Source organism: Acinetobacter piscicola, from assembly GCF_002233755.1.
Lineage (GTDB): Bacteria > Pseudomonadota > Gammaproteobacteria > Pseudomonadales > Moraxellaceae > Acinetobacter > Acinetobacter piscicola.
This window is the reverse complement of record NZ_NIFO01000001.1, coordinates 389,419-412,414: the sequence shown is the minus strand read 5'-3', so window position 1 is coordinate 412,414 and position 22,996 is coordinate 389,419. Positions and strand designations below refer to the sequence as shown.

Here is a 22,996-nt window from a genome sequence, read left to right as displayed (position 1 = left end):
TTATGAAAAGTATTACATACATCACATTAAGTTTATTTATATTAACTCTCATAGGCTGCAGCCAAATGAGTAAAAAATTAGATGTAATCATTAAAAATAATAGTCTTTGCTTTTTTACAAATGATCCAGCCACTGATTACTATGATTCAAATAAAGAATTATTTATTTATATGAGTAAACTTGAGCATAAAAAAGAAATAACAACAATTTTTGAAAAAAAATATATAAATAGACCTTTACCAATTAAACAGGAGAATTGTCTAGAAATACCATTGAGTCAGTTTAAAAAAAATATAGCATATTCAGTTGTATTAGATATTAGCCATACTTACGTCGCAGAAGTTTGTTTAAAAAGCAAAAACAATCAATTAATTGTAAAAGAAATTGTCGTTGGTGAAACAACCTGTCCTGCAGATTAAATTATGAACAAATCAGTATTCTTATATGTCAGCATCGGTCTATTTATTTCTGGATGTAATCAACAAAACCATGAGTTAAATATTAAGATGAGTAATGAAAACTTATGTATATACACAAACGAACATCAAGGTTATAAAACTGAAAATTTTCTCGTGCACTTTGGACTGATCAATTTTGACAAAGACTATAAAGCTGAGTATGAAAATAAATATAATAACACAGTTTTTCCTACAGAAATAAAAAACTGTATCTATATCCCTTTGAATAAAATAGAGAAAGATAAGGCATATACAATTACATTGAGCACAATAAATAAAACTTTTACTTCTAGAATTTGTATCTTAGAAAAAAATAACTCATTTTCTATTAAACAAGTGAAAGCAGGTGAAAGTACCTGTGATTAAGACTTCATTAACTAATAAAAAAATTATGAATAACTCTATATACTCTTTAGTTTTTATTTCAATAATATTGTTAGGTTGTGCACAACCACTCAGTCACAAACTAAATATTGATACGAAAGATAATAATTTATGTATCTACACCAACAATAAAAATACATACCTAAGTAATGATATTTACTTTACTATTTTTGTAGGTGAGTACAACCCAAACGAAAAATTTAAAAGCCTTTACAATAAAGTATACAAAAATACAAAATTTCCGATTGAGAAAAGTGATTGCTTAACCATACCGTCGAATATTTTTGAAGAAAATAAAATATATAACGTTAACCTAGAAACCAACAAAAACTTTTCCGCTTTAGTTTGTGTCTCAAAGAAAAAACCTATTTTAACTTTCAAGATTATGAAACCAGAAGATAGCTCATGCATTAATTAATTAATTAATTAATAAAGTAGTATTTATTATCACAAGCTTTTCTTTTAGTGGAATTATCTGGTATGAAAAAAGTTAATTTCTTTCTATTATTTATTTTATCTAGCCATGCTTTTGCATCACCAGATAAACCTTTACATCTAACCATAAAAGACAAAAACATTTGTCTTTACACCAATGACACAAAGGCAAAACCTTATAACAATCAAATTTATGTATACATAGGAGAAATCATTTCTGGAAAAAAATTTAAAAGTACATATAGTCAAGTCTATAAAAACATAAAAACACCCATCTATAGTAATAATTGTATTCCTATAGGTTCATCAACTTTCAAAAACAATATCCCTTATGATATTGTTTTTGATATGGAAAAATCATATGCAGTACGAGTTTGTGTTTCGCATAATTCAGAAAAAATCCAACTAAATGAAGTTATTAATGGACATCAGTGTTCAAATACCCCTCTACCCTCCGAAAAGGAAAAGACTTTTTTTGAAAAATTTTTCAATATATTTTAGGATATTAATCATTAATAACTTTCAAAAATATAGCAGCACTAAATTTGAGGAGTTTATTATTAAAATATCAAATATAAGCATCTTTATTTTTTTAACATTGAGTTTTTCTTTTTTAGCCCTACTTGGATGTAGTTCAGGAGGAAAAAATTTAGATGTTACTGCAAAGGAAAATAACTTGTGTTTTTTCACAAATGATTTAGATACCCAATATAGTTACGACAATGATTTATTATTATCATTTGGAAAGGTTGATTTTACCAAACAATTTGTAACTGATTTTGAAAAATCATATTCAGGCCATGCTCTTCCAATTAAAGAAAAAAATTGTTTGGAACTATCAGCAGATAAATTTAAAAAAAATACGGTATATCAAGTTACCCTAGAAACAAATAAAATCTATCATGCTTTAATTTGTATAAGAAATGATAATAATCAATTAGTTGTTAAAAAGGTTGAAGCAGGTAAAACAACTTGCCCGTAGGTTAAATTATGAACAAATTAGCATTCTTATATGTCAGCATAGGACTATTTATTTCAGGATGTGCACAACCACTCAGTCACAAACTAAATATTAATACGAAAGATAATAATTTATGTATCTACACCAACAATAAAAATACATATCTAAGTAATGATAATTACTTTACGATTTTTGTAGGTGAGTACAACCCAAACGAAAAATTTAAAAGCCTTTACGATAAAGTATACACAAATACAAAATTTCCGATTGAGAAAAATGATTGTTTAACCATACCGTCGAATGTTTTTGAAGAAAATAAGATCTATAAAGTTAACCTAGAAACAAATAAAAACTTTTCCGCTTTAGTTTGTATCTCAAAGAAAAAACCTATTTTAACTTTCAAAATTATGAGACCAGAAGATAGCTCATGTTCAAACTGACTGTAGCTTTATCAATTTTAGTTCTCATTGGTTGCACCCAAATGAGTAAAGAATTAGATGTCATCATTAAAAATAATAGCCTTTGCTTTTTTACAAATGATCCAGACACTAATTACTATGATTCAAATAAAGAATTACTCATTTATATAAACAAACTTGAGCATAAAAAAGAAATAGCAACAGTTTTTGAAAAAAAATATACAAATAGTCCTTTACCAATAAAAGAAAAAGATTGTCTAAAAATTCCAATCAACACATTAAAGAAAGATACACCATACTTAGTTTCATTAGAAATGAGGCGCACATATATCGTAGAAATCTGTTTAAAAAACAATAATAATCGAATACTTGTTCAGAAAATCACTACTGGTGAGAAAACTTGCCCTGTGAATTAATTTTCAAAATACATCGAGTTAAAAATAATTATGAAAACTACAATACTCTTACTACTCAGTTTCTTCTTATTATCCTTCATCGGATGTAGCCAAATGAGTAAAAAATTAGATGTTATCATTAAAAATAACAACCTTTGCTTTTTTACGAATGATCCCAATACTGATTATGGGTTTAAAGGACAATTATTGATTTACATATTAAAATTTGACTCAACAAAAAAGCTGAAAACTGATTTTGAACAAATACATAGAAACAAAAGTAAACCTATACCCATTAAAAAAGAAGAATGCTTAGAAGTGCCTATAGATAAATTTGAAAAGAATGTTGTGTATGAAGTCATTTTAGATACAAATAAAACCTATGATTCATTCATTTGCATAAAAGATGAGAATAATCAAATAATCATCAAAGAAGTTAAAGTTGGTGAAACAACTTGTCCCATAAGTGAATGATTAAAAGTGTGTAAGTCATTCCAAATTTTCGCTACTCAAAATAAATTTCTACATAGCCACCACTCCCAAAATTTTGTAGAATAGTGCTTTATTTCCCATGGTGCTGTTTATGACCTCTTGGACACCACATGTTACCGTTGCTACAGTTGTAGAAAAAAACGGAAAATTCCTTTTTGTAGAAGAACATACAGAAGGTGTTACACACACGGTATTCAACCAACCTGCAGGGCATGTTGAATGTGGTGAAAGTATAGTCCAAGCAGCAATACGTGAAACCATGGAAGAAACGGGTCATGCAGTAGAAATTGATTCATTGCTTGGAATCTACACTTATACCCCGCCCATGTTTCCAGATCGCACCTATTATAGATTTTGTTTTTTAGCGCATGTGCTTGAGTATTTTCCAGAAGCTGAATTAGATACAGATATCATTGGCCCAAAATGGATGAGCCTTGAAGAATTACTTGAAACTGCACGCGCTCGCAGCCCTTTGGTAATTAAAGCTGTACAAGATGCTCTTTCTGGTCAAAAATACCCACTTTCGCTCATTTATGAGCACCAAAACTCTCCTTTAATTTCAAATTTGGATGCCTAATCCTATGCAACAACGTGTCATCGTCGGTATGTCTGGTGGTGTAGATTCATCTGTTTCTGCAGCACTTCTTCTTCAACAAGGATATCAAGTTGAAGGACTTTTCATGAAAAACTGGGAAGAAGATGATGGGACGGAATACTGCACAGCAATGGATGATCTTGCTGATGCTCAGGCTGTTTGCGATAAAATTGGTATCAAGTTACACACAGCCAATTTTGCGATGGAATATTGGGATCGTGTCTTTGAACACTTTCTAGCAGAATATGCTGCTGGTCGCACGCCAAATCCAGATATTCTATGTAATAAAGAAATTAAGTTCCGCGCATTTTTAGACCATGCCATAAATTTAGGTGCAGACTTTATTGCAACGGGTCATTATTGCCGTCGTGGTGAAACGATGACTAATTCTCGTGGTGAAGAATACGCACCTTTACTACGTGGTGTTGACGATAATAAAGATCAAACTTACTTTTTACATGCAGTACATGGTCGTGAAATTAACAAGACTCTATTCCCCGTTGGTGAAATTGAAAAACCTCAAGTTCGTAAAATTGCAGAGGATTTGGGTTTAGCAACGGCTAAGAAAAAAGATTCAACAGGTATTTGTTTTATTGGTGAACGTCGTTTTAATGACTTTCTTAAACAATATTTACCCGCTCAGCCTGGAAAAATTGTCCTAGATACAGGAAAAGAGGTTGGTGAACATCACGGCTTAATGTACTATACGCTCGGTCAGCGTGGTGGTATCGGTTTAGGCGGTCTTAAAGGTGCTGAGGAAGGCGCTTGGTTTGTTTTGCATAAAGATATTGAAGGTAATCGTTTAGTTGTCGGTCAAGGTCACGAACACCCACTTATGCAAAGTACCACTTTATGGTCTGAAGCAATCGATTGGGTTGCAGGTGAGCAAGCGATTCCAGAAACAGGTTTCCGATGCACGGCAAAAACACGTTATCGTCAGCCAGATCAAGCTTGTACAATTTATAACGACACTGATGTACCAAATGGTGTCCGTGTTGAATTTGATGAACCGCAAAGAGCTGTAACGCCGGGACAAAGCGTTGTATTCTATGTAAATGAAGTATGTTTAGGTGGTGGTGTGATACATCATACCAATGCACCAAAACCCGACTTTATTGTTCAATAGTTTAAATTTTCAGAATTATTTAAAGGAATTTAGGCATGGTTGAGTTACCCTTTCAACAGCCTCAAACTTTGAATCAACGCCAAAACAGAGCTTTGGCGTTAGCGGCTGTGTTCCAAGCAACACAGCTGACGCATATGACTGCAATGTCAGGACATCAAAGTATTGGCGAAAGTGGTAATTTTTACTTCGAACAATTGATTAAAGCCAGCTTGAATATTCGCCCTGCCGATAATTGTTCCAATCAAACCCTAGATTTCTTTAATCAATTGGCTGATATTTCTCTCGGACTGAAAGCCTTAGAAAGCAGCATCACCCAACCATTTAATACTTCACCCAAATCACGAATTCCTAAACTTTCCAGTGCAAAATTACCCATGACCTATGCCATGTCACTTTTAGCATTAGAAAAGAAAGTATATGGCAATCCAAAATTTGTAGAAATCATTGAAAAATCACAACAAAAAATATTAAAACAGCTTTCTTTTTTTGATCATGACTACATGCACCCAAGTATTATTGCCAATTTAGCACAAACTTATGTAGATACTGCTGGTCAAATCAATCCCCGAATTCTCGTGCGTGGTAATGCAGAAGCGTTTAAAGACGCATCGCATACCAATCGTATTCGTGCCAGTTTATTTACTGGTTTGCAAATGGCTCACCTTTGGCGACAACTGGGTGGTAGCTCATGGAATATGATGTTTAGTAAACGCAAACTTCTCCAAGATATTCAAGATCTTGCCCGACTACAATATCAGGTTGTTTAATTTGATGAGTAAAGGGCTTCCGTTTTGTATTTACGTTTAATTCCAAAATCTAAGGAATCTTTATGAACGCTTTAACTGCACTTTCTCCATTAGATGGACGCTATGCAAGCAAATGTGATGCTCTGCGCCCTTTCCTCTCTGAGTTTGGTTTAATCCATGCTCGTGTGACTGTTGAAGTGCGCTGGTTACAAGCGCTTGCGAACCGTCCGGAAATTACAGAAGTTCCTGCTTTCTCGGCGGCAACAAATGCTGCTTTAGATGCAATCGTTACAGATTTTTCTGAAGAAGATGCAAATCGCATTAAAGAAATTGAGCGTACCACTAACCACGATGTTAAAGCGGTTGAATATTTCTTAAAAGAAAAAATTGCACACATCGATGAATTAAAAAATGCAGGCGAATTCATTCACTTTGCATGTACATCAGAAGACATTAACAACCTTTCTCATGCGTTAATGCTAAAAAATGGTCGTGAAGTATTGGTTGCTTCTATGCAACAGATCGTTGATTCTATTGTTACTTTGGCAGAAACACATGCTGAACAACCTATGTTGTCACGTACACATGGTCAAACGGCTAGCCCAACCACTTTGGGTAAAGAAATGGCGAACGTGGCTTATCGTTTAGCACGTCAAATCAAACAATTCAATCAAGTAGAATTATTGGGTAAAATCAATGGTGCTGTAGGTAACTATAATGCACATTACTCTGCTTACCCTGAAATCAACTGGCCAGCTCACTCGCAAGCTTTTGTTGAATCTTTAGGTTTAACATTCAACCCATATACCACTCAAATCGAACCACACGATTATATTGCTGAATTGTTCGATGCTTTACGTCGCTTCAACACGATTTTGATCGACTTTAACCGTGATGTTTGGGGTTATATCTCTTTAGGTTTCTTCAAACAACGTTTAAAAGAAGGTGAAGTTGGTTCTTCAACCATGCCACATAAAGTGAATCCGATTGACTTTGAAAACTCTGAAGGCAACTTAGGTATTGCCAATGCGGTATTGGCTCATTTAGGTGAAAAACTGCCTATTTCTCGTTGGCAGCGTGACTTAACTGACTCAACTGTATTACGTAATATGGGTGTAGGCTTAGCACAAAGCTTAATTGCTTTTGAAGCTTGCTTAAAAGGTATTGGTAAACTTGAGCTTAATGCTGCACGTATTCTTGAAGATTTGGATCAAGCTCAAGAAGTCTTAGCTGAGCCAATTCAAACCGTAATGCGTCGTTATAATGTTGAAAAGCCATACGAAAAATTAAAAGCACTAACTCGTGGTCAGGCCATGACACGTGACATGATGGTTGATTTTGTGAACGGAAATGAGCTTGAAGCAGTTCCTGCCGCTGATCGTGCACGTTTAGCTGAAATGACACCTGCAACCTATACAGGTAATGCTGCTGATCAAGCAAAACAGATCAAAGATTTGATTGCTAAAATCTAAGACTCTAGTTTTATTTTAACATTGAAAATGCGAAGCTTTTGCTTCGCATTTTTATTGTATTTTGATTACAATCATTTAAAATTTCACAATGAAAATAACGAAATGATTTATTATTCACTCACTTCAAAACATTGGTTTGTACTCTCTGTTTTGGCAATAGCCATTATTATCGCCAGTATCCACCCCTTAGAATATCCCTCTTATTTATTGCATCAAGTCGGCACTGTGCTCATGCTAATTGGTTTATTTATATGTATTAAAAAAATAGGACTTAGCTTTTCGGCATTTTTCTTATACATATTATTTCTAATCATTCATGTGATTGCTGCACATTATCTCTACTCTTATGTACCCTATAATGACTGGATGATCAAATACTTACACTTCGACCTTAACCATGCAATGGGTTGGACACGCAATATGTTCGACCGCTTCGTACATTTCTTTTATGGGCTATTTTTATACCCAATTTTCTATCGTCTTTTCCAAGTTTGGTTACCGAGTTTAAAACCTAAAGTACTCTTCTTATTAATTATTCAATTCGTCATGGCGAGTAGCTTGGTTTATGAATGGATTGAATGGTGGATTGCTATAGGTTTATCTCCTGAAGAAGCTGAAAATTATAATGGTCAACAAGGTGATATGTGGGATGCACATAAAGATATGTTCCTTGCCACAATTGGTGCAATTTTCACAGGCTTGTTCATGCTTACACAAACAAAAAATCAAGCATAGTTGTCAAATTTATATTTTAATGTAAAATAAATCACACTATTTTTTATATTAAATATGAATACAATGAATAAGAACTCAATTTTTCTAATGACTTTGATGGCTGGTTTAACTGGATGTGTCAGCCATCAATCTTTCAATGCTATTGTAAATACTGAACAATTACCCGCTTTAACCAAAGTGTGCATTCAAGAAAATAATGCCGTAGATCCATCAAAAGAATACTTAAATATCATCGTAAATAGATTTACAGCGAATCAAATCAATACTCAGGTTTATGCACAACAAAAACCAAATGACTGTAAATACACGCTTACTTATGATGTTAAAAAAGATAAAGATACAAATTCTGTTATTTCTAAAGCATATTTACATTTGTTTGATAATGGATTACAACTTCATACAGCCAAATACAATATGAATGATCTTTTTGTCTTCAACAAGAATAAAACTGCTCAAGAAAAATTAGAGCCTTTAGTTGATCAATTTTCAAAACATTGATTTGGATAACTTGAAAAGGCTGAACAACGCCAATCCTAAGATTGGCGGATTCTTTAAATTTTAAGCAACACGCTCATCACGTTTAAACACCAACTCGCCTTTCAACGAACTATCTGCATCAAAATAATAACCATCGATATTAAATGATTTTAAATCTTCCAATTTATCCAATTGATTTTGAATGATATAACGAGCCATCAAACCACGCGCTTTTTTGGCATAAAAGCTGATCACTTTGTATTGACCATTCTTTTGGTCTAAAAAGACCGGTTTAATAATTTCAGCTTGAATTTTGGACTCTTTCACTGATTTATAGTATTCATCAGAAGCAATATTAACCAATACTTTTGAACCTGTTTGTTCTAAATCTTGATTAATCAAATTCGTGATTCGATCTTCCCAAAAATCATAAAGATTATGACCACGCGCGTTGGTAAGTCGAATTCCCATTTCCAAACGATAAGGCATCATCAAATCTAAAGGGCGTAACAAACCATATAGGCCAGAGAGGCTACGTAAATGTTTTTGAGCAAATGCTAGGTCTTCAGCTGACAGATGATAAGCATCTAAACCTGTGTAAACATCGCCTTTGAATGCGAAAATTGCCTGTCTTGCATTCGAAAAGTTAAAATCTGAATTCCAATCGCGAAAACGTTCGACATTTAAATGAGCAATTTTTTCGCTGACTTTCATTAAACTGGCGATTTCTGAGGCTGATAGTTTACGACTTAGGTCGATAAGCTGTTGAGATTGATCAAGCAGTCTTGGTATGGTGTGTGTATCAGTCGGTCGTGTAGATTCATAATCGAGCGTCTTAGCAGGGGAAATTAGGGCGAGCATGGGCTTCCTGATCAAAAAATAATTAATCAAACTATATCAGTCAGAATATTTTAACTCCAATTCGTGTTTTCTATGAACAGAATCGGTAAACTATAACACTCCCCTGCTATTTGTCGTTTAAATTATGTCCGAACAACTGTTCATTCAAGGTTCGGTCGGCAAAATCGAAATTTTTGTTGACTATCCTCTGGGCGAAGTAAAAGGATTTGCTGTCGTTTGTCATCCTCATCCACTGCAAGGTGGAACACCGCAACATAAAGTACCTGCACTACTTGCACAGATTCTTACTGAACAAGGTTGTGTGGTTTATCGTCCAAGTTTCCGTGGTTCAGGTCAATGTGAAGGTGTTCACGACGAAGGTCATGGTGAAACTGATGACATTTTAGATGTCATTAAACATGTTAGACAATTACACAAAAGTCTACCTTTTTATGTAGGTGGCTTTAGTTTCGGCGCACATGTTATGGCAAAAGCTTATCATGCCCTGCCTGATGAAATTAAGCCTAAACAAGTGATTTTATGTGGTCTACCGACAGCAACTGTTGACGGTCTTCGCCACTATGAAACACCACCGATTAAAGGTGATATCTTGTTTGTACATGGTGAAGCAGACCCAACAACTAAATTAAGTGATTTAATCGAGTGGGCAAAACCGCAACGCCATCTCATTACGGTATTACCTGGTGCAAATCATTTCTTTACGGGTTATCTGAAACAGTTAAGAATCTCAATTAATCGTTTTTTGCTCGTACCTTAACATTTGAACAATATAACACTTAGAAGAGCTAACCACTGTTTAGCTCTTCTATAAATCATTAATCTATATAGCTATTAATACATAAAACCATCAGTACATAAAGTATCAATAAATTAGAATCATGCAACATCTTGCTCAGTATTTTTAAATTAGGCAAATGACCAATACCTCCAATCATAAAAGACATTAAAAATGTTGTTACGATTTGGCTTATGTTTTCATAAAAACCCCAATTGCACTTTGCTTATTTAACGTAGAATTGAATCAAACCAATAATAACTAGGGTGTGAAAATGACCTTAATCTCTAAAATAGGTAACTACAAATATCCAAATGAAAATAAAAAGATTTCAGACTATGTCGCTGACATTCAAAAACGTATTCAACAACATCCTATTTCAGATTTAACCGATAGCGAAGGCCATCAATATGTCGATTTAGTGCTCGAAGGCGGTGGTGTACTTGGTATTGCACTGGTCGGCTATACCTATGCCTTAGAACAAGCAGGTATTCGATTTTTGAATATTGCTGGAACATCCGCTGGTGCAATCAATGCATTATTTCTTGCCTCATTAGGACAGTCACATGAGCCTAAAAGTGAAAAACTCCTAGCAGTACTCGATTCGATGAGTATGGATAAATTTGTCGATGGTGGTCTACTCGCCAAAGCATTGGTTAAGAACATTCAACAACAAGATAATTTTTGGATCGCCATGCTGCCTAAAATTATTGGCTTGGGTTTAATTGGAAAGTTTAGTAAAACACAGTTAGGGATTAATTCAGGAGAAGCATTTGAACAATGGTTAGAAGAAACCCTTGGCAAAAACTTTAACACGCTAGATTTATTAAAAAAATTAGAGAATAAGGAAAATCTACTTAAAATTCGCGATACAAATGATCGAGATGATTTAGCTCAAGACCGTACAAGATTAGAATACGATTTTAAACATAATGAACTCGCAATAATAGCAACGGATGTGAGTACTGAAAGTAAAATCATATTTCCAAGAATGGCTGCTTTATATTGGACTATGCCACTAACAACACATCCAAAACATTATGTACGTGCTTCGATGTCGATTCCTCTATTCTTTAAACCGCATGTAATTGAAGATATTCCAAGAGATAAAAAACCGTGTTGGGAAAAGCTCACTGGATTTAAAGGTGAAGCACCTCAAAAGGCATATTTTGTTGATGGTGGAATCGTGTCAAATTTTCCAATTGATGTTTTTCATCAACGTGAATTTATTCCGTTATGCCCTACATTTGGTGTCAAACTCGGTGTAGATCGTCAGCAAGCGAAAAATATAAACAGCATTTCTAGCTACTTAAGCACATTATTTGATTCAGCCCGACACACTGCTGATTATAGTTTTTTACACCAAAATGATGATTACCAACAATTAATTACCTATATTAATACTGCTGAATCAAATGAATATAAATTTCATTGGCTTGATTTCAATATGAATTCTGATCAAAAAGCGGCTCTCTTTGCACTAGGTGTCAAAGCAGCGCATAACTTTATCGTTACAAAACAAAATACGTATCAACAAAACGATTTAAACAACCATCCTGACCCAATAAAAACAGGTTTTAATTGGAGAGCATATAAAAAAGTCCGCAAAGATATCAAAGTGACTTTAACAGATAAACAAAAACAGAAACTTCAAGAAATAAAGCGATGTTCAATTCAGAGCCTACTCTAAAGATGAATTAAAACTTCCGACTAACATCATCCCAATTTAAAGAAAATTTTGCCAAATATTTTTTAACTCGATCACTATCATTCGTACTTTGCCGTTGCTCACGAGAGACCGAGAATAGACGACGTCCTGCATCTGCCATAGACTTCGATTTACGGCAAATTTCAATGACACCTTCAAGCTGAATACGATCAAATTCATCAATCTGTGCAATTTGTTCGGCACTTAGTATTTGATCAAGATTTGAAAATAACGTTGAAGATGCATGCTGCTCAATATTCCAAATCTTTTGTAAGCGATTGATTTCAGCACTCACTTCATTTAAGCCAATCCGCTCACCATTCGCTAAAGTCGCCATTCGAGTTACGCTAGCGGTTAAATCACGAAAATTACCTTGCCAAGTCGCTTCATAAGACTGTGCAAATTTTAAATATTTCTGCAAGGCATCGCTATGAAAACGTAATTGACGTTGATGTTGATTGGCAAAACGTTGTAATTCAAATTCTATATTAGGTGCAATATCCTCTAAACGGTCTTTTAAACTGGGTAAAAAGAATGTCCAAGTATTGAGTCGTGCCCACAAATCCTCACGGAAGCGCCCTGCCTGAACTTCTTCACGTAAATCTTTATTTGTCCCTGCAATCAGTTGAAAATCAGCCTGAATTTCCTTGTCACTACCCACTGGGAAAAAAGATTTATCTTCAAGTGCTTTCAGCAGCATCGCTTGCTCATCAAGTCCCAATTCACCAATTTCATCGAGGAATAAAATACCGTTATCTGCACTTTTTAAATAACCTGTCCGTGCTGCAATCGCTCCTGTAAAAGCACCTTTGCTGTGTCCAAATAATGTCGACATGGCACTATCACCGATTAAAGTAGCGCAGTTCACATCGATGAAACGTCCTGATAAATGAAACTTTTCTTTTTTAAGCTGATAAATCTGTTTGGCTAGGTGTGATTTTCCTACACCTGTCGCCCCCATGATTAGAATTGGCGCACTCGAACGTGTTGCGACCAATTCAACCTCTTGAATGAGTTGATTAAAGCTTTTATTTTTTGTCGCAATATTGGCTTTAAGCTGTAACCAATTTTCCGACTGCTCATGCTCAAAACGCTGTGTTAAAGCTGCATAACGAGATAAATCTAAATCGATAATCCGATATTCACCTTCAGGCTGTTGTTTACCTGTTGGTGAGCTTTGAATGAGTTTTGCAGGAAGATAATGAGCATCTATCAGTAAATACCAACAGATTTGTGCTACATGTGTTCCAGTGGTGATATGCAATAGATAATGATTATTTTCAATATCAAACGGATATGACTTTACGAAGTCATACAATGCACCATACATATCCGAAAAATCCCACGGATCTCGAATATTGACTTTATGACCTGTCACCTGCGTTTGTGGAGAAAGCTGTAAAGCATCTCGCTGTAAATGCTCAACTAAACCTGCATTACGGCGATCGTGCAATAATACCAACTCGTCAACAATGAGGTCTTCATGCATGAGTAAGCTCATAGTCGGACGCCAACGTTGCCAACGCTCAGGCTTTTTGCCTTGATCTAAGGTTGAACCCACAAAACCTATAACGACTGTTTTTTTGGTATTTTGCATACTTTCTATAAAATTTTATATTTTCATAACCATCATATCTAGATTTTTATCATAAAACATTTAAATTTAGTCTTTGTGGTGATCCGATATTGTTTGATCCTCTGATTAATCATTTTAACCATAGACAAGATTCTTGTATCTTTTCATCACTTTTGCTAATTTAACACTTCAACTCAAAACCATAGACAGGTGTCAGTCTTTAAAACGCAAATCATGTCTATACAAGTTATTGTTCAAAACGACAATATTGATCTTGCCCTAGAGCAATTAAGAATCAAAAAATACTACCTGCAAACAAATCATTGGTATAAAAAATGCCAAAATTATCATGAAAAGCCACCCAGTAAAAATCGTAAAAAGACCGAAAAGAAACTTTTGATGGGTCATAGCCAAATATTGAAAGATGATCCTCTTGCAATTAGGCTGAAAATCCATATTGAGGAGCATTATCAACACACTGATGAAAATACTGTGTGGGATATTCAGTAAGCGTTTCTGGAAAAAATTCATTCAGTCGTTTTATCTAAAATTCGTCTATAGAATCCATATTTACTATATGGATTCTCAAAAAATATGTGACATTATGAAATTAAATAAAAGAGAAGTTCGTCATCTTGCAGGATATTTAGAAGGTATTTCTGAAACTGATGGGCAAATCAGGGAGTTTTTAATTACAGCTGACTACATCAAATATGATGAGAATTTAGATTTAGAAAGTAATTTTTTTAAACATTATCATTTTTTCAAAGAACATAAATTTACTGCAAAGCAAATTTCACTTGGTGAACTTGAAAGTAAAATATTTCCTTTATTTTTATTACTTAATACCCGCTTACCAACTCAAAACTTAGATGACAAAAGGAGTTTCCTAACATTCCGAATACTCGATTACATTGCACAGTGCTACGACTATCAATTTCCAGATCATCCCATGTACTTTAGCAAACTGGATTTCCCTAATGGCGAGATTAATTATTATCTCATCATTACAGGTGGAAAATACGCCTTAGATATAGGATTTAGTAGATATAAAAATTTATATTTAGATATATTTAAAGATATATAATTTTCTTAAAAAACTATACACAAAACCTTTAAATGAAAAAATATTTTATTTTATTTAATATTTATCAACATCTTAAAATTTATTTATTCTTAAATTCAAAACTTGGCACACTCCTCGCTATATACAATACATGCATCATAAGATGTATCGCTATATCACCTGTCTGCAACCGCTTGGCAGGCAGGTTTTGAAGAGGATAAAAGCAATGACAATTTCTGTAGCAGAAAAAATTGAAAAACAAGCAAGTTCTTCACAAAATCAGGAACGCGCTTATAACATTATTCAGGACGAAAAAGGTGTTCCAATCAAAATGTGGACAAAAGGTGTCCCTGTCGATGAGAAGTCGAAAGATCAACTGTTAAAAACAGCACAAATGCCGTTTATTTATAAATGGATGGCAGTGATGCCAGATGTCCATGTTGGTATCGGTGCAACCATTGGAAGTGTGATTCCAACCAAAGGCGCGATTATTCCTGCTGCTGTTGGTGTAGATATTGGTTGTGGAATGATGGCAGCACGTACCTCACTTACAGCATCTGATCTGCCTGATAATCTACATGCGTTACGTACTGAGCTTGAACGTTTAATTCCACATGGGATGACGAAAGGTCGAGGACGTCGTGACCGTGGTTCATGGGAAAATACATCTGAACGTGTAGATCAGGTTTGGGCTGAATTGGTGACAGATTTTGAATATATTTGTGCCAAGCATCCTCGTTTAAAAAATACCAATAATCATAAACAGTTAGGTACTTTAGGAACTGGAAATCACTTTGTTGAAGTTTGCTTAGATGAACATCAGCAAGTGTGGATCATGCTGCATTCAGGTTCTCGTGGTGTTGGAAATGCGATTGGTAACCACTTTATTGAGCTTGCCCGTAAAGATATGCAAAAGCATTTCATTCACCTGCCCGATAAAGATTTAGCTTATTTGGTTGAGGGTACTGAACATTTTGATGATTATTGGTTTGCTGTCGGTTGGGCGCAGCGCTTTGCTATGAAAAACCGTGAGTTAATGATGGAAGCAGCTGTTCAGGCTTTACGCATCATCATCAACAAACCATTCAATGCCAAAGTTGAAGCTGTGAATTGTCATCATAATTATGTTGATAAAGAAGAGCATTTTGGACAAGAAGTCATGGTTACTCGTAAAGGTGCGGTACGTGCTCGTTTGGGTGAGTATGGGATCATTCCGGGTTCGATGGGTGCAAAGTCTTTTATTGTCAAAGGTAAAGGGAATCAGGAATCTTTCTGTTCATGTTCGCATGGTGCTGGTCGTGTATATAGTCGTACTGCTGCCAAGAAGTTGTTTACGGTAGAAGATCAGATTGAACAAACCAAGGGTGTGGAATGCCGTAAGGATGCAGCCGTGATTGATGAGATCCCTTCTGCTTATAAACCGATTGAAGATGTGATGAAAGCGCAAAGTGATTTGGTAGAAGTGGTTTATACATTGAATCAGGTAGTTTGTGTGAAGGGGTAAATGTAAAGGGTATGCTGTCATATAGGGAGCGACACCGCCTAAAACGATTGAGCTAAAAGGCGGTCTAGGTAAAACTAGGCATGATAGGAAAGTGGGTTCATCAGCAAGGTTACGGATTGCAGGGAGTAGCTCTGTGTAAGGGTTATGACTGGCGCACGTTCCCAATGATGCTTCTCAACCTCTCGACTAAAAACGGAGGTTATCGTGTTGATGCGGGTTCGAATCCCGTCATATCCACCAATTTAATAAGTTCAAAACCAGATTAAAAGCTGTAATTAAATGAAACTCACAGAAAACTAATGCTTTGGCAGAAGAAAATGAGTAAAACATATGGAATATTCTAAACAGGTTGTCGTTCAGCATTATGACCTATTATCGAACCAAGAAATCACTCTTGAATTACCACAGCAACCTTACATTGTTGTCATTGCAATACATAACAACAATGTAAGTAATGACTGGCGCAATCTATGCAGTGATTGGATTGTAAAATCTGAACAATGTTATTGGGCTATGGCATGGGGACATGAGTGTTCAATTTGGGATGATGCACTGGATTATAGTTATTTAGAATTCTGTAATTATGACTTGCCTGATGACGATGATTATAACTTCATGACCACTTGGCATGAAAAACAAACTTTAGAAGAAGTTATAGAGTTTGCGGAATCCATTCCAGTCGATACATTACCCCGACAGGCTCTATATCAAATCATTGTGTTAAATATTCACTAATTATTTAAGTCATAAGGATAATAAAATGAAACTCGCAGAAGCATTATTACTCCGAAGCGACCAACAGAAAAAACTCGCTTCACTCAAACAACGTATTAATGCAAATGTATTGATACAAGAAGGTGATGAACCATCGGAAGATCCAAATGAGTTATTGAAACAAGTTTTTGCTTTAACTCAGGAATCTCAAAAACTGGTTTATGCCATTCATCAAACCAATGCTTTGGCGAAACTTACAGATGGTCGTTCATTACTTGCTTTATTGACTCAACGAGATGAACTAGTAGAACGACATAAAATTTTAACGACTGCCATTAGCAATACACATCGTGAACTTGATCGTTATAGCTCACGTGAGATTAAATGGCGCAAAGTCATTCCTGTTTCATCCTTGCAAAAGCAAGCCGATGATATCAGTGCCAAATTGCGTGATTTAAATGTGTTAATTCAAGCCACTAACTGGCAAGTAGATTTGCTTGAAGTTTAAAGAATTTATAAGTTTCGGCTTATAATCCAGTTTGAACATACTGGGCGAGTGCAAGATCCCCTAATTCCACAACACTGGATTGAAAATAAAGTGTAGTGGCTAGCGAAGCGAGCGGGTTAACTTAACCAAATTAGGCACAAATCAACCCATCACCTTGCACAATGAAACCCTTTGTGAGAGCAGAGTCACCACTCACTTAGCATCACCATGTACTGACAGTATGTTCTGTTTATAAAATTGATAGAAGAAAATGAATACATCTCTAAAAAATAAAACCATCCAAATTGATGGCTCACAAGGCGAAGGCGGCGGACAAATTTTAAGAACTGCCCTTTCCCTTTCTATGTTGACAGGAATTCCTTTTGAACTTGTGAATATCCGTGCAGGACGTAAAAAACCGGGCTTAATGCGTCAGCATTTAGTCTGCGTCCAAGCGTCTCAACGGATAAGTAATGCAATTGTTCAAGGTGCAGAATTGCATTCTCAAAGTTTGTATTTTCAACCTCAACAAGTACAAACTGGAAAATATGATTTTCAAATCGGTTCTGCGGGTAGCACAATACTGGTACTACAAACCTTACTGCCTGTTTTGATGATGCAAAATGAAGCCAGTCAAATCACCATACACGGTAGTACACATAATCCTATGGCACCGACTGCTGATTTTATTGAACACTGCTTTCTACCTACAATTCAACAGCTTGGGATACAGGTTGATTTTGAATGCAAGCAAGCTGGCTTCTTTCCAATCGGTGCAGGTCAAGTGAATGTAACCATTCACCCATGGGTAGAAAAGCAGAAATTTTCAGTTTTGAATAAAGGCAAATTACTTGAAATCAATGCTTTTGCAGCAGCTTTAAATATTCAACCCAATATTGCAGATCGTGAGCTTGAAGTGTTAAATAACAAATTAAGCTTAACACAACGTAAAAGACTGAACTTTCAAGGAATTAGTCAAGGGAATACAGCTTTTGTTGTTTTAAATTATGAACATCATCAGCAAGTATTTTCAGCATTAGGTGAAATGAAGAAAAGTGCTGAAAAAGTGGCACATGATTTAGCGAAAGATGTTCAATCTTATTTGGCCATAGATGCTGTGGTGGATGAATACTTAGCAGACCAACTTTTATTGCCTTTAGCTTTAGGTCAAGGTGGGCAATTTACCGCATCAGCCATCAGTGAACATACAAAAACTCAAGCCGATATGATTCAAAAGTTTTTAGACTGTGAAATTGACTTTGAACCAATCCATAAAATTTATAAAGTGAGTGTCAAAGTTTGATACTCACTTTATTTCTAAAAGCAAATTGAATTAACACAAAACAATCAATTTACTCGACCATGCCCCATAAAACATCTCTTTTTAGTCTAAAAAATCGCATATATTTGGCGTAATATGTAAATATTGCCCTGCATAATTAATTGTATAATCAATGTATTAGCTAATCATAGCTTATGTTTTAAAAGTATTATATCAAAGGGATTTTATGAAAATTTTTTCAATGGCTGCCTGCATCGCATTACTTAGCTCATCCGTTTTTGCTGAAGATATTGCAGGAACTTGGCGTTATATCGATGACAAAACTGGCGAAGCTAAAGGACTGGTCAAGATTGAAAAACAAAGTAATGGGACATATGCAGGTACTGCATTGAAATCAACACCTCGTCCGGGCTATACACCAAAAGAGTTTTGTACCAACTGCCCTGCACCTTATACCAATAAACCAATCATTGGTATGCAAGTCATTTCTGGGTTAAAAACCACAGATCAAGTCAATTATACCGACGGTAAAATTATTGATCCTGTTTCTGGAAAAATTTATCGTTTAAAAGGCAAAATTAGCGCGAATGGCAAAAAATTATTTTTACGTGGTTATTTAGGCATTTCTGCAATTGGTCGTAATCAAACTTGGTTGCGTGTGGAATAATAGTTTCTTATTTCAAAAATGCCAAAATGATGACAGTTCATTCTTTTGTATATAACTGTCATCTAAATTTTACCTATATAAAACTTGGATTCGAGAAAAAATCACTCATGCACTTTCCCAAAATATAAATAACGAATCAAATGCCTAAAAATATTATAAAAATTCACTTAAATTCAATCATTTGATATTTATTTCACAATTTTTTTGATTTATATTGAGCCTTACAAAAATAATCATGTACTTGAGAAAAATATGAGTAAAGTTTTAAAGTGGGTGGGTGGACTACTTATAATTGGGTTAATTGGAATGTTCAAAACAAACCATATCTTGAATGGGAATAACAACACCAATCAACAGATTAGCCAAACCCCGACTACGCAGGTTACAAACACACCTGCCTACATCAACCTAGATTTAAAAGCAGATGGCTATACTTTAAAGCTTGTTTACGCATTTGCAAATATTGAACAATGTGAAAAAATCATTCAATCCAGTAGCGGTAGTGGCTTGATGAAAGATTTCAAAAATAGTTGTACTTTAGACTGTGAAATTTTGTCCAATTTATCTTGTAGTAGCTTCACAGACACTAAATATATCAGCATGTTAAATCAAGAATATTCTGGATCACAATATTTACATATATCCAATAAAAATGATCCAAACGAGCGAGGTGTAATTGCCTTTTGGGGACTTTCCAATCAAGAAGCTGAACAACTCTGCAACTATGTGAAAGACAATTCTAAATCTGTAATAACCCAAACAAAATGCTTAAGTTAAGTGAGTACGCATGATCATGAATACTTGGCTGTATCAGCATTCATGGTCAAATTTTAATTTACCCTTTCCACTGAAAACCACTAAACGTATCATTTTGCTTTAGTGCATTTTCAACAGCATTTGCCAATTGCTTAATCATGCTTTGCGTTTCAATCTTCTTAAACCAAGCTTGTTCTTCGTCTGCATGTGCTGAAATTTCACAACTCAATAACCCATCATCATTAAGCTGACAATTTACGCCTAAATCTATCGGGTGGTTTGCTACACTCACAGCTAAATTTTCTTCAGAATTTGTTGTCTCTACTTTAAAACCATATTCAGTCAGTTGCTTTGACAATAAATCTGTCACATATCCCTGAGTGACATGACATGCATTCCCATGATCATTGCTTTTCACATGACTTTCACAGTTTGCAGTAAATTGTAATGTTCTCATCGCTTCATCCAAAAGACTTTATAGTTGTAGGGTTTAGAATAAGCAATTAAAACAAAACAGCCAAGCTTTTGCTTGGCTGTTGTCGAACAAATATACAACGATCAGATGATTCTTTGAGCTTTTTATCGATTCTTGCATTTCTATATTTAAAGTTAAAAGAAATAACCAAACCTCTAACTCAAAATCAATAAGTCACTTATTCAGTGACTTGAATAGCTAAGCCTGCCTGATTCGCCAACTCAGTGAATGTAGGAAAACTGGTTGCAACTGTTTCTGTACCAACGATTTTAATTTCACCAGAAGTACGTAAACCTGCCATCGAGAAACTCATTGCAATACGATGATCGTGATGTGACTCAATTTCACCACCTGTGAAAATCGCAGACCAATCACCAGATTGACCTTTACCTTCGATAATGATGCCGTCATCGGTTGGTGTGCAGTCAATGCCCATGGTCTTTAAACCATCTGCCATCACTTGAATACGATCAGACTCTTTAACACGTAATTCGGCAGCACCTGTTAACACAGTCTGACCCTCAGCACATGCCGCAGCGATGAATAATGATGGGAACTCATCAATTGCCAATGGCACTTGATCTTCAGGCATATGAATACCCTTTAATGTCCGTGTACCACGAATACGAATGTCTGCAATTGGCTCACCACCTGCAATACGTTCATTTTCAACGGTTAAGTCAGCACCCATTTGTTTGAGGATTTCAATGACACCTGTACGTGTTGGGTTAATCCCTACCGCTTCCAGTGTTACATCAGAACCTTCAGTAATCGCTGCACCGACCATAAAGAATGCTGCTGAAGAAATATCAGAAGGCACTTGAATTTCAGTACCCACTAGTTTTCCACCACCTTGCAGAGAGATACGATTGCCTTCAGTTTTCACATCATAACCAAATGCACGCAACATACGTTCTGTATGGTCACGAGTTGGTTCAGGTTCAGTCACTGAAGTTTCACCTTCAGCCCATAAACCTGCCAGTAAAATTCCAGACTTCACCTGTGCAGATGCCATCGGTAAATCGTAATGAATCCCTTTCAAAGCTTGAGCGCCAGTAATCGATACTGGTGGCGTACCACGCTCACCTGTGGTTTGAATCTGTGCACCCATTTCACGTAAAGGCTTAGCAATACGTTCCATTGGACGTTTCGACAACGATGCATCACCCGTCATAACAGAATCAAACTGCTGCGCAGACAACATGCCAGACAACAAACGCATCGATGTACCTGAGTTCCCCATATACAAAGCTGTCTTCGGTGCTTTTAAACCGTTGATTCCGACACCATGAATCGTCACTTCACCGTTCTTAGGGCCTTCAATACTGACGCCCATATCACGAAAAGCTTGCAGTGTCGCAAGCGCATCTTCACCTTCAAGGAAGCCTGTTACATGCGTTGTACCTTCAGCAATCGCACCAAACATGATGGAACGGTGTGACACCGACTTGTCACCCGGCACGGTAAATTTACCTTTAAATGTCTTATCACCCGGCAAAATGGTAAATTGTTGTGTCACCTTATTTTTCTCCATCAAAGGTTTATTGGCGAGCATATGATTGAAATGTTGTCTTGCCGCTTGTGCATGACCGAGCAATCCCATCAAAGCTTGTGAGTTTTCATCTTTAATCAGTTGGCGTAATGTCGCAAGTTGTGTTTCAAAACCGTCTACAGCATTGAGAATGGCTTTTTTATTGGCAAAAAAGATATCGTGCCACATCTGCGGATCACTGGCTGCAATACGAGAGAAGTCACGAAAACCACCTGCTGCATAGCGGAAAATATCAAGATTATCTTCACGATTTGCAAGCTGTTCAACCAAATTAAATGCCATCAAATGCGGTAAATGACTGGTATGTGCAAGCACTTCATCATGCTTATCTACATCCATACAAATCACTTCTGCTTTGGCTGCTTGCCACAACTGTATTAATTTCTCGACAGCCCAATCTGAACTACTCGGCAATGGTGTCAAAATCACTTTATGATTTGCAAATAAATCAACTTTACCTGCATGTACGCCTGTATGTTCTGCACCTGCAATCGGATGTCCCGGAACAAAACCAGCAGGCAAATGTTCACCATAAACAGCTTTGGCGGCTTCAACCACATTACCCTTGGTACTACCCACATCGGTAATGATTGCATTTTCAGCGATATAAGGTTGAATAATTTCAAGAATTTTCTGTGTCGCACGTACAGGTAAAGCCAGTACGATTAAATCTGCACCTTTCACTGCATCTATCGGATCACTGAACCCTTCAGAAATAATTCCCAAATTTTTGGCATCTTCTAAAGTTTTCTGTGAGCGCGTTGACGCTACAATTTTCTCTGCAAGATGTTCTGCGACAATCACACGAGCGAGACTTGAACCAATTAGCCCAAGCCCTATAAATGCAACTTTTTTAAATAATAGTTGTGACATGACGA

28 protein-coding genes are annotated in these 22,996 nt (G+C 35.7%); 24 read left to right on the top strand and 4 right to left on the bottom strand.

Features of this window, described 5'->3' with window-relative positions:
• Positions 1–2: 2 nt before the first annotated feature.
• The 14 genes from CDA10_RS06855 to CDA10_RS06790 all read left to right on the top strand — a co-directional run bounded on the left by CDA10_RS06855 (position 3) and on the right by CDA10_RS06790 (position 8,716).
• On the top strand, positions 3–419 hold the full coding sequence (locus CDA10_RS06855; protein ID WP_407640366.1) for an NF045616 family extracytoplasmic (lipo)protein: 417 nt from the start codon (positions 3–5) through the stop codon (positions 417–419).
• 3 nt (positions 420–422) lie between these two features.
• Positions 423–824, top strand: a complete 402-nt coding sequence (locus CDA10_RS06850) for an NF045616 family extracytoplasmic (lipo)protein (RefSeq protein WP_089604863.1) — start codon at positions 423–425, stop codon at positions 822–824.
• Between the two features lie 25 nt (positions 825–849).
• Positions 850–1,260, top strand: coding sequence for an NF045616 family extracytoplasmic (lipo)protein (locus CDA10_RS17190; protein WP_089605180.1), 411 nt, complete (start codon positions 850–852; stop codon positions 1,258–1,260).
• Positions 1,261–1,322: 62 nt separating this feature from the next.
• Entirely contained in the window at positions 1,323–1,778 is a 456-nt protein-coding gene (locus tag CDA10_RS06840) for an NF045616 family extracytoplasmic (lipo)protein (RefSeq protein ID WP_089604862.1), read from the top strand.
• Positions 1,753–2,259, top strand: coding sequence for an NF045616 family extracytoplasmic (lipo)protein (locus CDA10_RS06835; protein ID WP_089604861.1), 507 nt, complete (start codon positions 1,753–1,755; stop codon positions 2,257–2,259). Before CDA10_RS06840 ends, CDA10_RS06835 begins: the two co-directional genes overlap by 26 nt.
• 8 nt (positions 2,260–2,267) lie before the next feature.
• Positions 2,268–2,678 (top strand): NF045616 family extracytoplasmic (lipo)protein, encoded by a 411-nt coding sequence (locus CDA10_RS06830; protein ID WP_089604860.1) that lies wholly within the window; start codon positions 2,268–2,270, stop codon positions 2,676–2,678.
• On the top strand, positions 2,666–3,073 hold the full coding sequence (locus CDA10_RS06825) for an NF045616 family extracytoplasmic (lipo)protein (RefSeq protein ID WP_089604859.1): 408 nt from the start codon (positions 2,666–2,668) through the stop codon (positions 3,071–3,073). The genes CDA10_RS06830 and CDA10_RS06825 overlap by 13 nt, the downstream gene beginning before the upstream one ends.
• Before the next feature lie 30 nt (positions 3,074–3,103).
• Positions 3,104–3,526 carry an NF045616 family extracytoplasmic (lipo)protein gene (locus CDA10_RS06820; RefSeq protein ID WP_407640365.1) on the top strand — a complete coding sequence of 141 codons (423 nt, stop codon included), beginning with the start codon at positions 3,104–3,106 and terminating at the stop codon, positions 3,524–3,526.
• Positions 3,527–3,635: 109 nt separating this feature from the next.
• Entirely contained in the window at positions 3,636–4,121 is a 486-nt protein-coding gene (locus CDA10_RS06815; protein WP_089604857.1) for an NUDIX hydrolase, read from the top strand.
• A gap of 4 nt (positions 4,122–4,125) precedes the next feature.
• The gene (gene mnmA, locus CDA10_RS06810; protein ID WP_089605179.1) at positions 4,126–5,265 is read left to right on the top strand and encodes a tRNA 2-thiouridine(34) synthase MnmA; all 1,140 of its coding nucleotides are present in this window, start codon (positions 4,126–4,128) and stop codon (positions 5,263–5,265) included.
• A gap of 35 nt (positions 5,266–5,300) precedes the next feature.
• Entirely contained in the window at positions 5,301–6,032 is a 732-nt protein-coding gene (gene hflD / locus CDA10_RS06805; RefSeq protein ID WP_089604856.1) for a high frequency lysogenization protein HflD, read from the top strand.
• Between the two features lie 62 nt (positions 6,033–6,094).
• The gene (purB, locus tag CDA10_RS06800) at positions 6,095–7,483 is read left to right on the top strand and encodes an adenylosuccinate lyase (protein ID WP_089604855.1); all 1,389 of its coding nucleotides are present in this window, start codon (positions 6,095–6,097) and stop codon (positions 7,481–7,483) included.
• 102 nt (positions 7,484–7,585) lie between these two features.
• Positions 7,586–8,218, top strand: coding sequence for a DUF2238 domain-containing protein (locus CDA10_RS06795; protein ID WP_089604854.1), 633 nt, complete (start codon positions 7,586–7,588; stop codon positions 8,216–8,218).
• Positions 8,219–8,314: 96 nt separating this feature from the next.
• The gene (locus tag CDA10_RS06790; protein ID WP_157909347.1) at positions 8,315–8,716 is read left to right on the top strand and encodes a hypothetical protein; all 402 of its coding nucleotides are present in this window, start codon (positions 8,315–8,317) and stop codon (positions 8,714–8,716) included.
• 60 nt (positions 8,717–8,776) lie between these two features.
• Here CDA10_RS06790 and yaaA read toward each other — a convergent pair whose 3' ends face one another.
• On the bottom strand, positions 8,777–9,556 hold the full coding sequence (yaaA, locus tag CDA10_RS06785; protein WP_089604852.1) for a peroxide stress protein YaaA: 780 nt from the start codon (positions 9,554–9,556) through the stop codon (positions 8,777–8,779).
• A 124-nt stretch (positions 9,557–9,680) separates the two neighbouring features.
• Between yaaA and CDA10_RS06780 the strand changes: the two genes are divergently transcribed.
• On the top strand, positions 9,681–10,313 hold the full coding sequence (locus tag CDA10_RS06780; protein WP_089604851.1) for an alpha/beta hydrolase: 633 nt from the start codon (positions 9,681–9,683) through the stop codon (positions 10,311–10,313).
• A gap of 292 nt (positions 10,314–10,605) precedes the next feature.
• A complete protein-coding gene (locus CDA10_RS06775) occupies positions 10,606–12,021 on the top strand; it encodes a patatin-like phospholipase family protein (protein WP_089604850.1) in 1,416 nt (471 codons plus the stop codon).
• Positions 12,022–12,028: 7 nt separating this feature from the next.
• On the opposite strand, the gene rtcR is transcribed toward CDA10_RS06775, so the two are convergent.
• Positions 12,029–13,636 (bottom strand): RNA repair transcriptional activator RtcR, encoded by a 1,608-nt coding sequence (rtcR, locus tag CDA10_RS06770; protein ID WP_089604849.1) that lies wholly within the window; start codon positions 13,634–13,636, stop codon positions 12,029–12,031.
• A 213-nt stretch (positions 13,637–13,849) separates the two neighbouring features.
• Between rtcR and CDA10_RS06765 the strand changes: the two genes are divergently transcribed.
• The 8 genes from CDA10_RS06765 to CDA10_RS06725 all read left to right on the top strand — a co-directional run bounded on the left by CDA10_RS06765 (position 13,850) and on the right by CDA10_RS06725 (position 20,112).
• A complete protein-coding gene (locus tag CDA10_RS06765) occupies positions 13,850–14,125 on the top strand; it encodes a hypothetical protein (protein WP_089604848.1) in 276 nt (91 codons plus the stop codon).
• Between the two features lie 94 nt (positions 14,126–14,219).
• Positions 14,220–14,702: a hypothetical protein gene (locus CDA10_RS06760; protein ID WP_157909346.1), complete on the top strand. Its 483-nt coding sequence runs from the start codon at positions 14,220–14,222 to the stop codon at positions 14,700–14,702.
• A 205-nt stretch (positions 14,703–14,907) separates the two neighbouring features.
• Positions 14,908–16,185: an RtcB family protein gene (locus CDA10_RS06755; RefSeq protein WP_407640364.1), complete on the top strand. Its 1,278-nt coding sequence runs from the start codon at positions 14,908–14,910 to the stop codon at positions 16,183–16,185.
• A 330-nt stretch (positions 16,186–16,515) separates the two neighbouring features.
• Positions 16,516–16,920, top strand: coding sequence for a DUF7684 family protein (locus tag CDA10_RS06745; protein ID WP_089604845.1), 405 nt, complete (start codon positions 16,516–16,518; stop codon positions 16,918–16,920).
• Positions 16,921–16,945: 25 nt separating this feature from the next.
• Positions 16,946–17,407 (top strand): DIP1984 family protein, encoded by a 462-nt coding sequence (locus CDA10_RS06740; RefSeq protein ID WP_089604844.1) that lies wholly within the window; start codon positions 16,946–16,948, stop codon positions 17,405–17,407.
• Positions 17,408–17,657: 250 nt separating this feature from the next.
• A complete protein-coding gene (rtcA, locus tag CDA10_RS06735) occupies positions 17,658–18,689 on the top strand; it encodes an RNA 3'-terminal phosphate cyclase (RefSeq protein WP_089604843.1) in 1,032 nt (343 codons plus the stop codon).
• Positions 18,690–18,894: 205 nt separating this feature from the next.
• Complete coding sequence (locus tag CDA10_RS06730) at positions 18,895–19,335, top strand: DUF2147 domain-containing protein (RefSeq protein WP_089604842.1); 441 nt, start codon at positions 18,895–18,897, stop codon at positions 19,333–19,335.
• 252 nt (positions 19,336–19,587) lie between these two features.
• Positions 19,588–20,112 (top strand): hypothetical protein, encoded by a 525-nt coding sequence (locus tag CDA10_RS06725; protein ID WP_089604841.1) that lies wholly within the window; start codon positions 19,588–19,590, stop codon positions 20,110–20,112.
• A gap of 58 nt (positions 20,113–20,170) precedes the next feature.
• Here CDA10_RS06725 and CDA10_RS06720 read toward each other — a convergent pair whose 3' ends face one another.
• Together CDA10_RS06720 and CDA10_RS06715 are read right to left on the bottom strand one after the other, a co-directional pair.
• Complete coding sequence (locus CDA10_RS06720) at positions 20,171–20,548, bottom strand: hypothetical protein (RefSeq protein ID WP_089604840.1); 378 nt, start codon at positions 20,546–20,548, stop codon at positions 20,171–20,173.
• Between the two features lie 196 nt (positions 20,549–20,744).
• Complete coding sequence (locus CDA10_RS06715; protein ID WP_089604839.1) at positions 20,745–22,991, bottom strand: bifunctional prephenate dehydrogenase/3-phosphoshikimate 1-carboxyvinyltransferase; 2,247 nt, start codon at positions 22,989–22,991, stop codon at positions 20,745–20,747.
• Positions 22,992–22,996 lie beyond the last annotated feature (5 nt).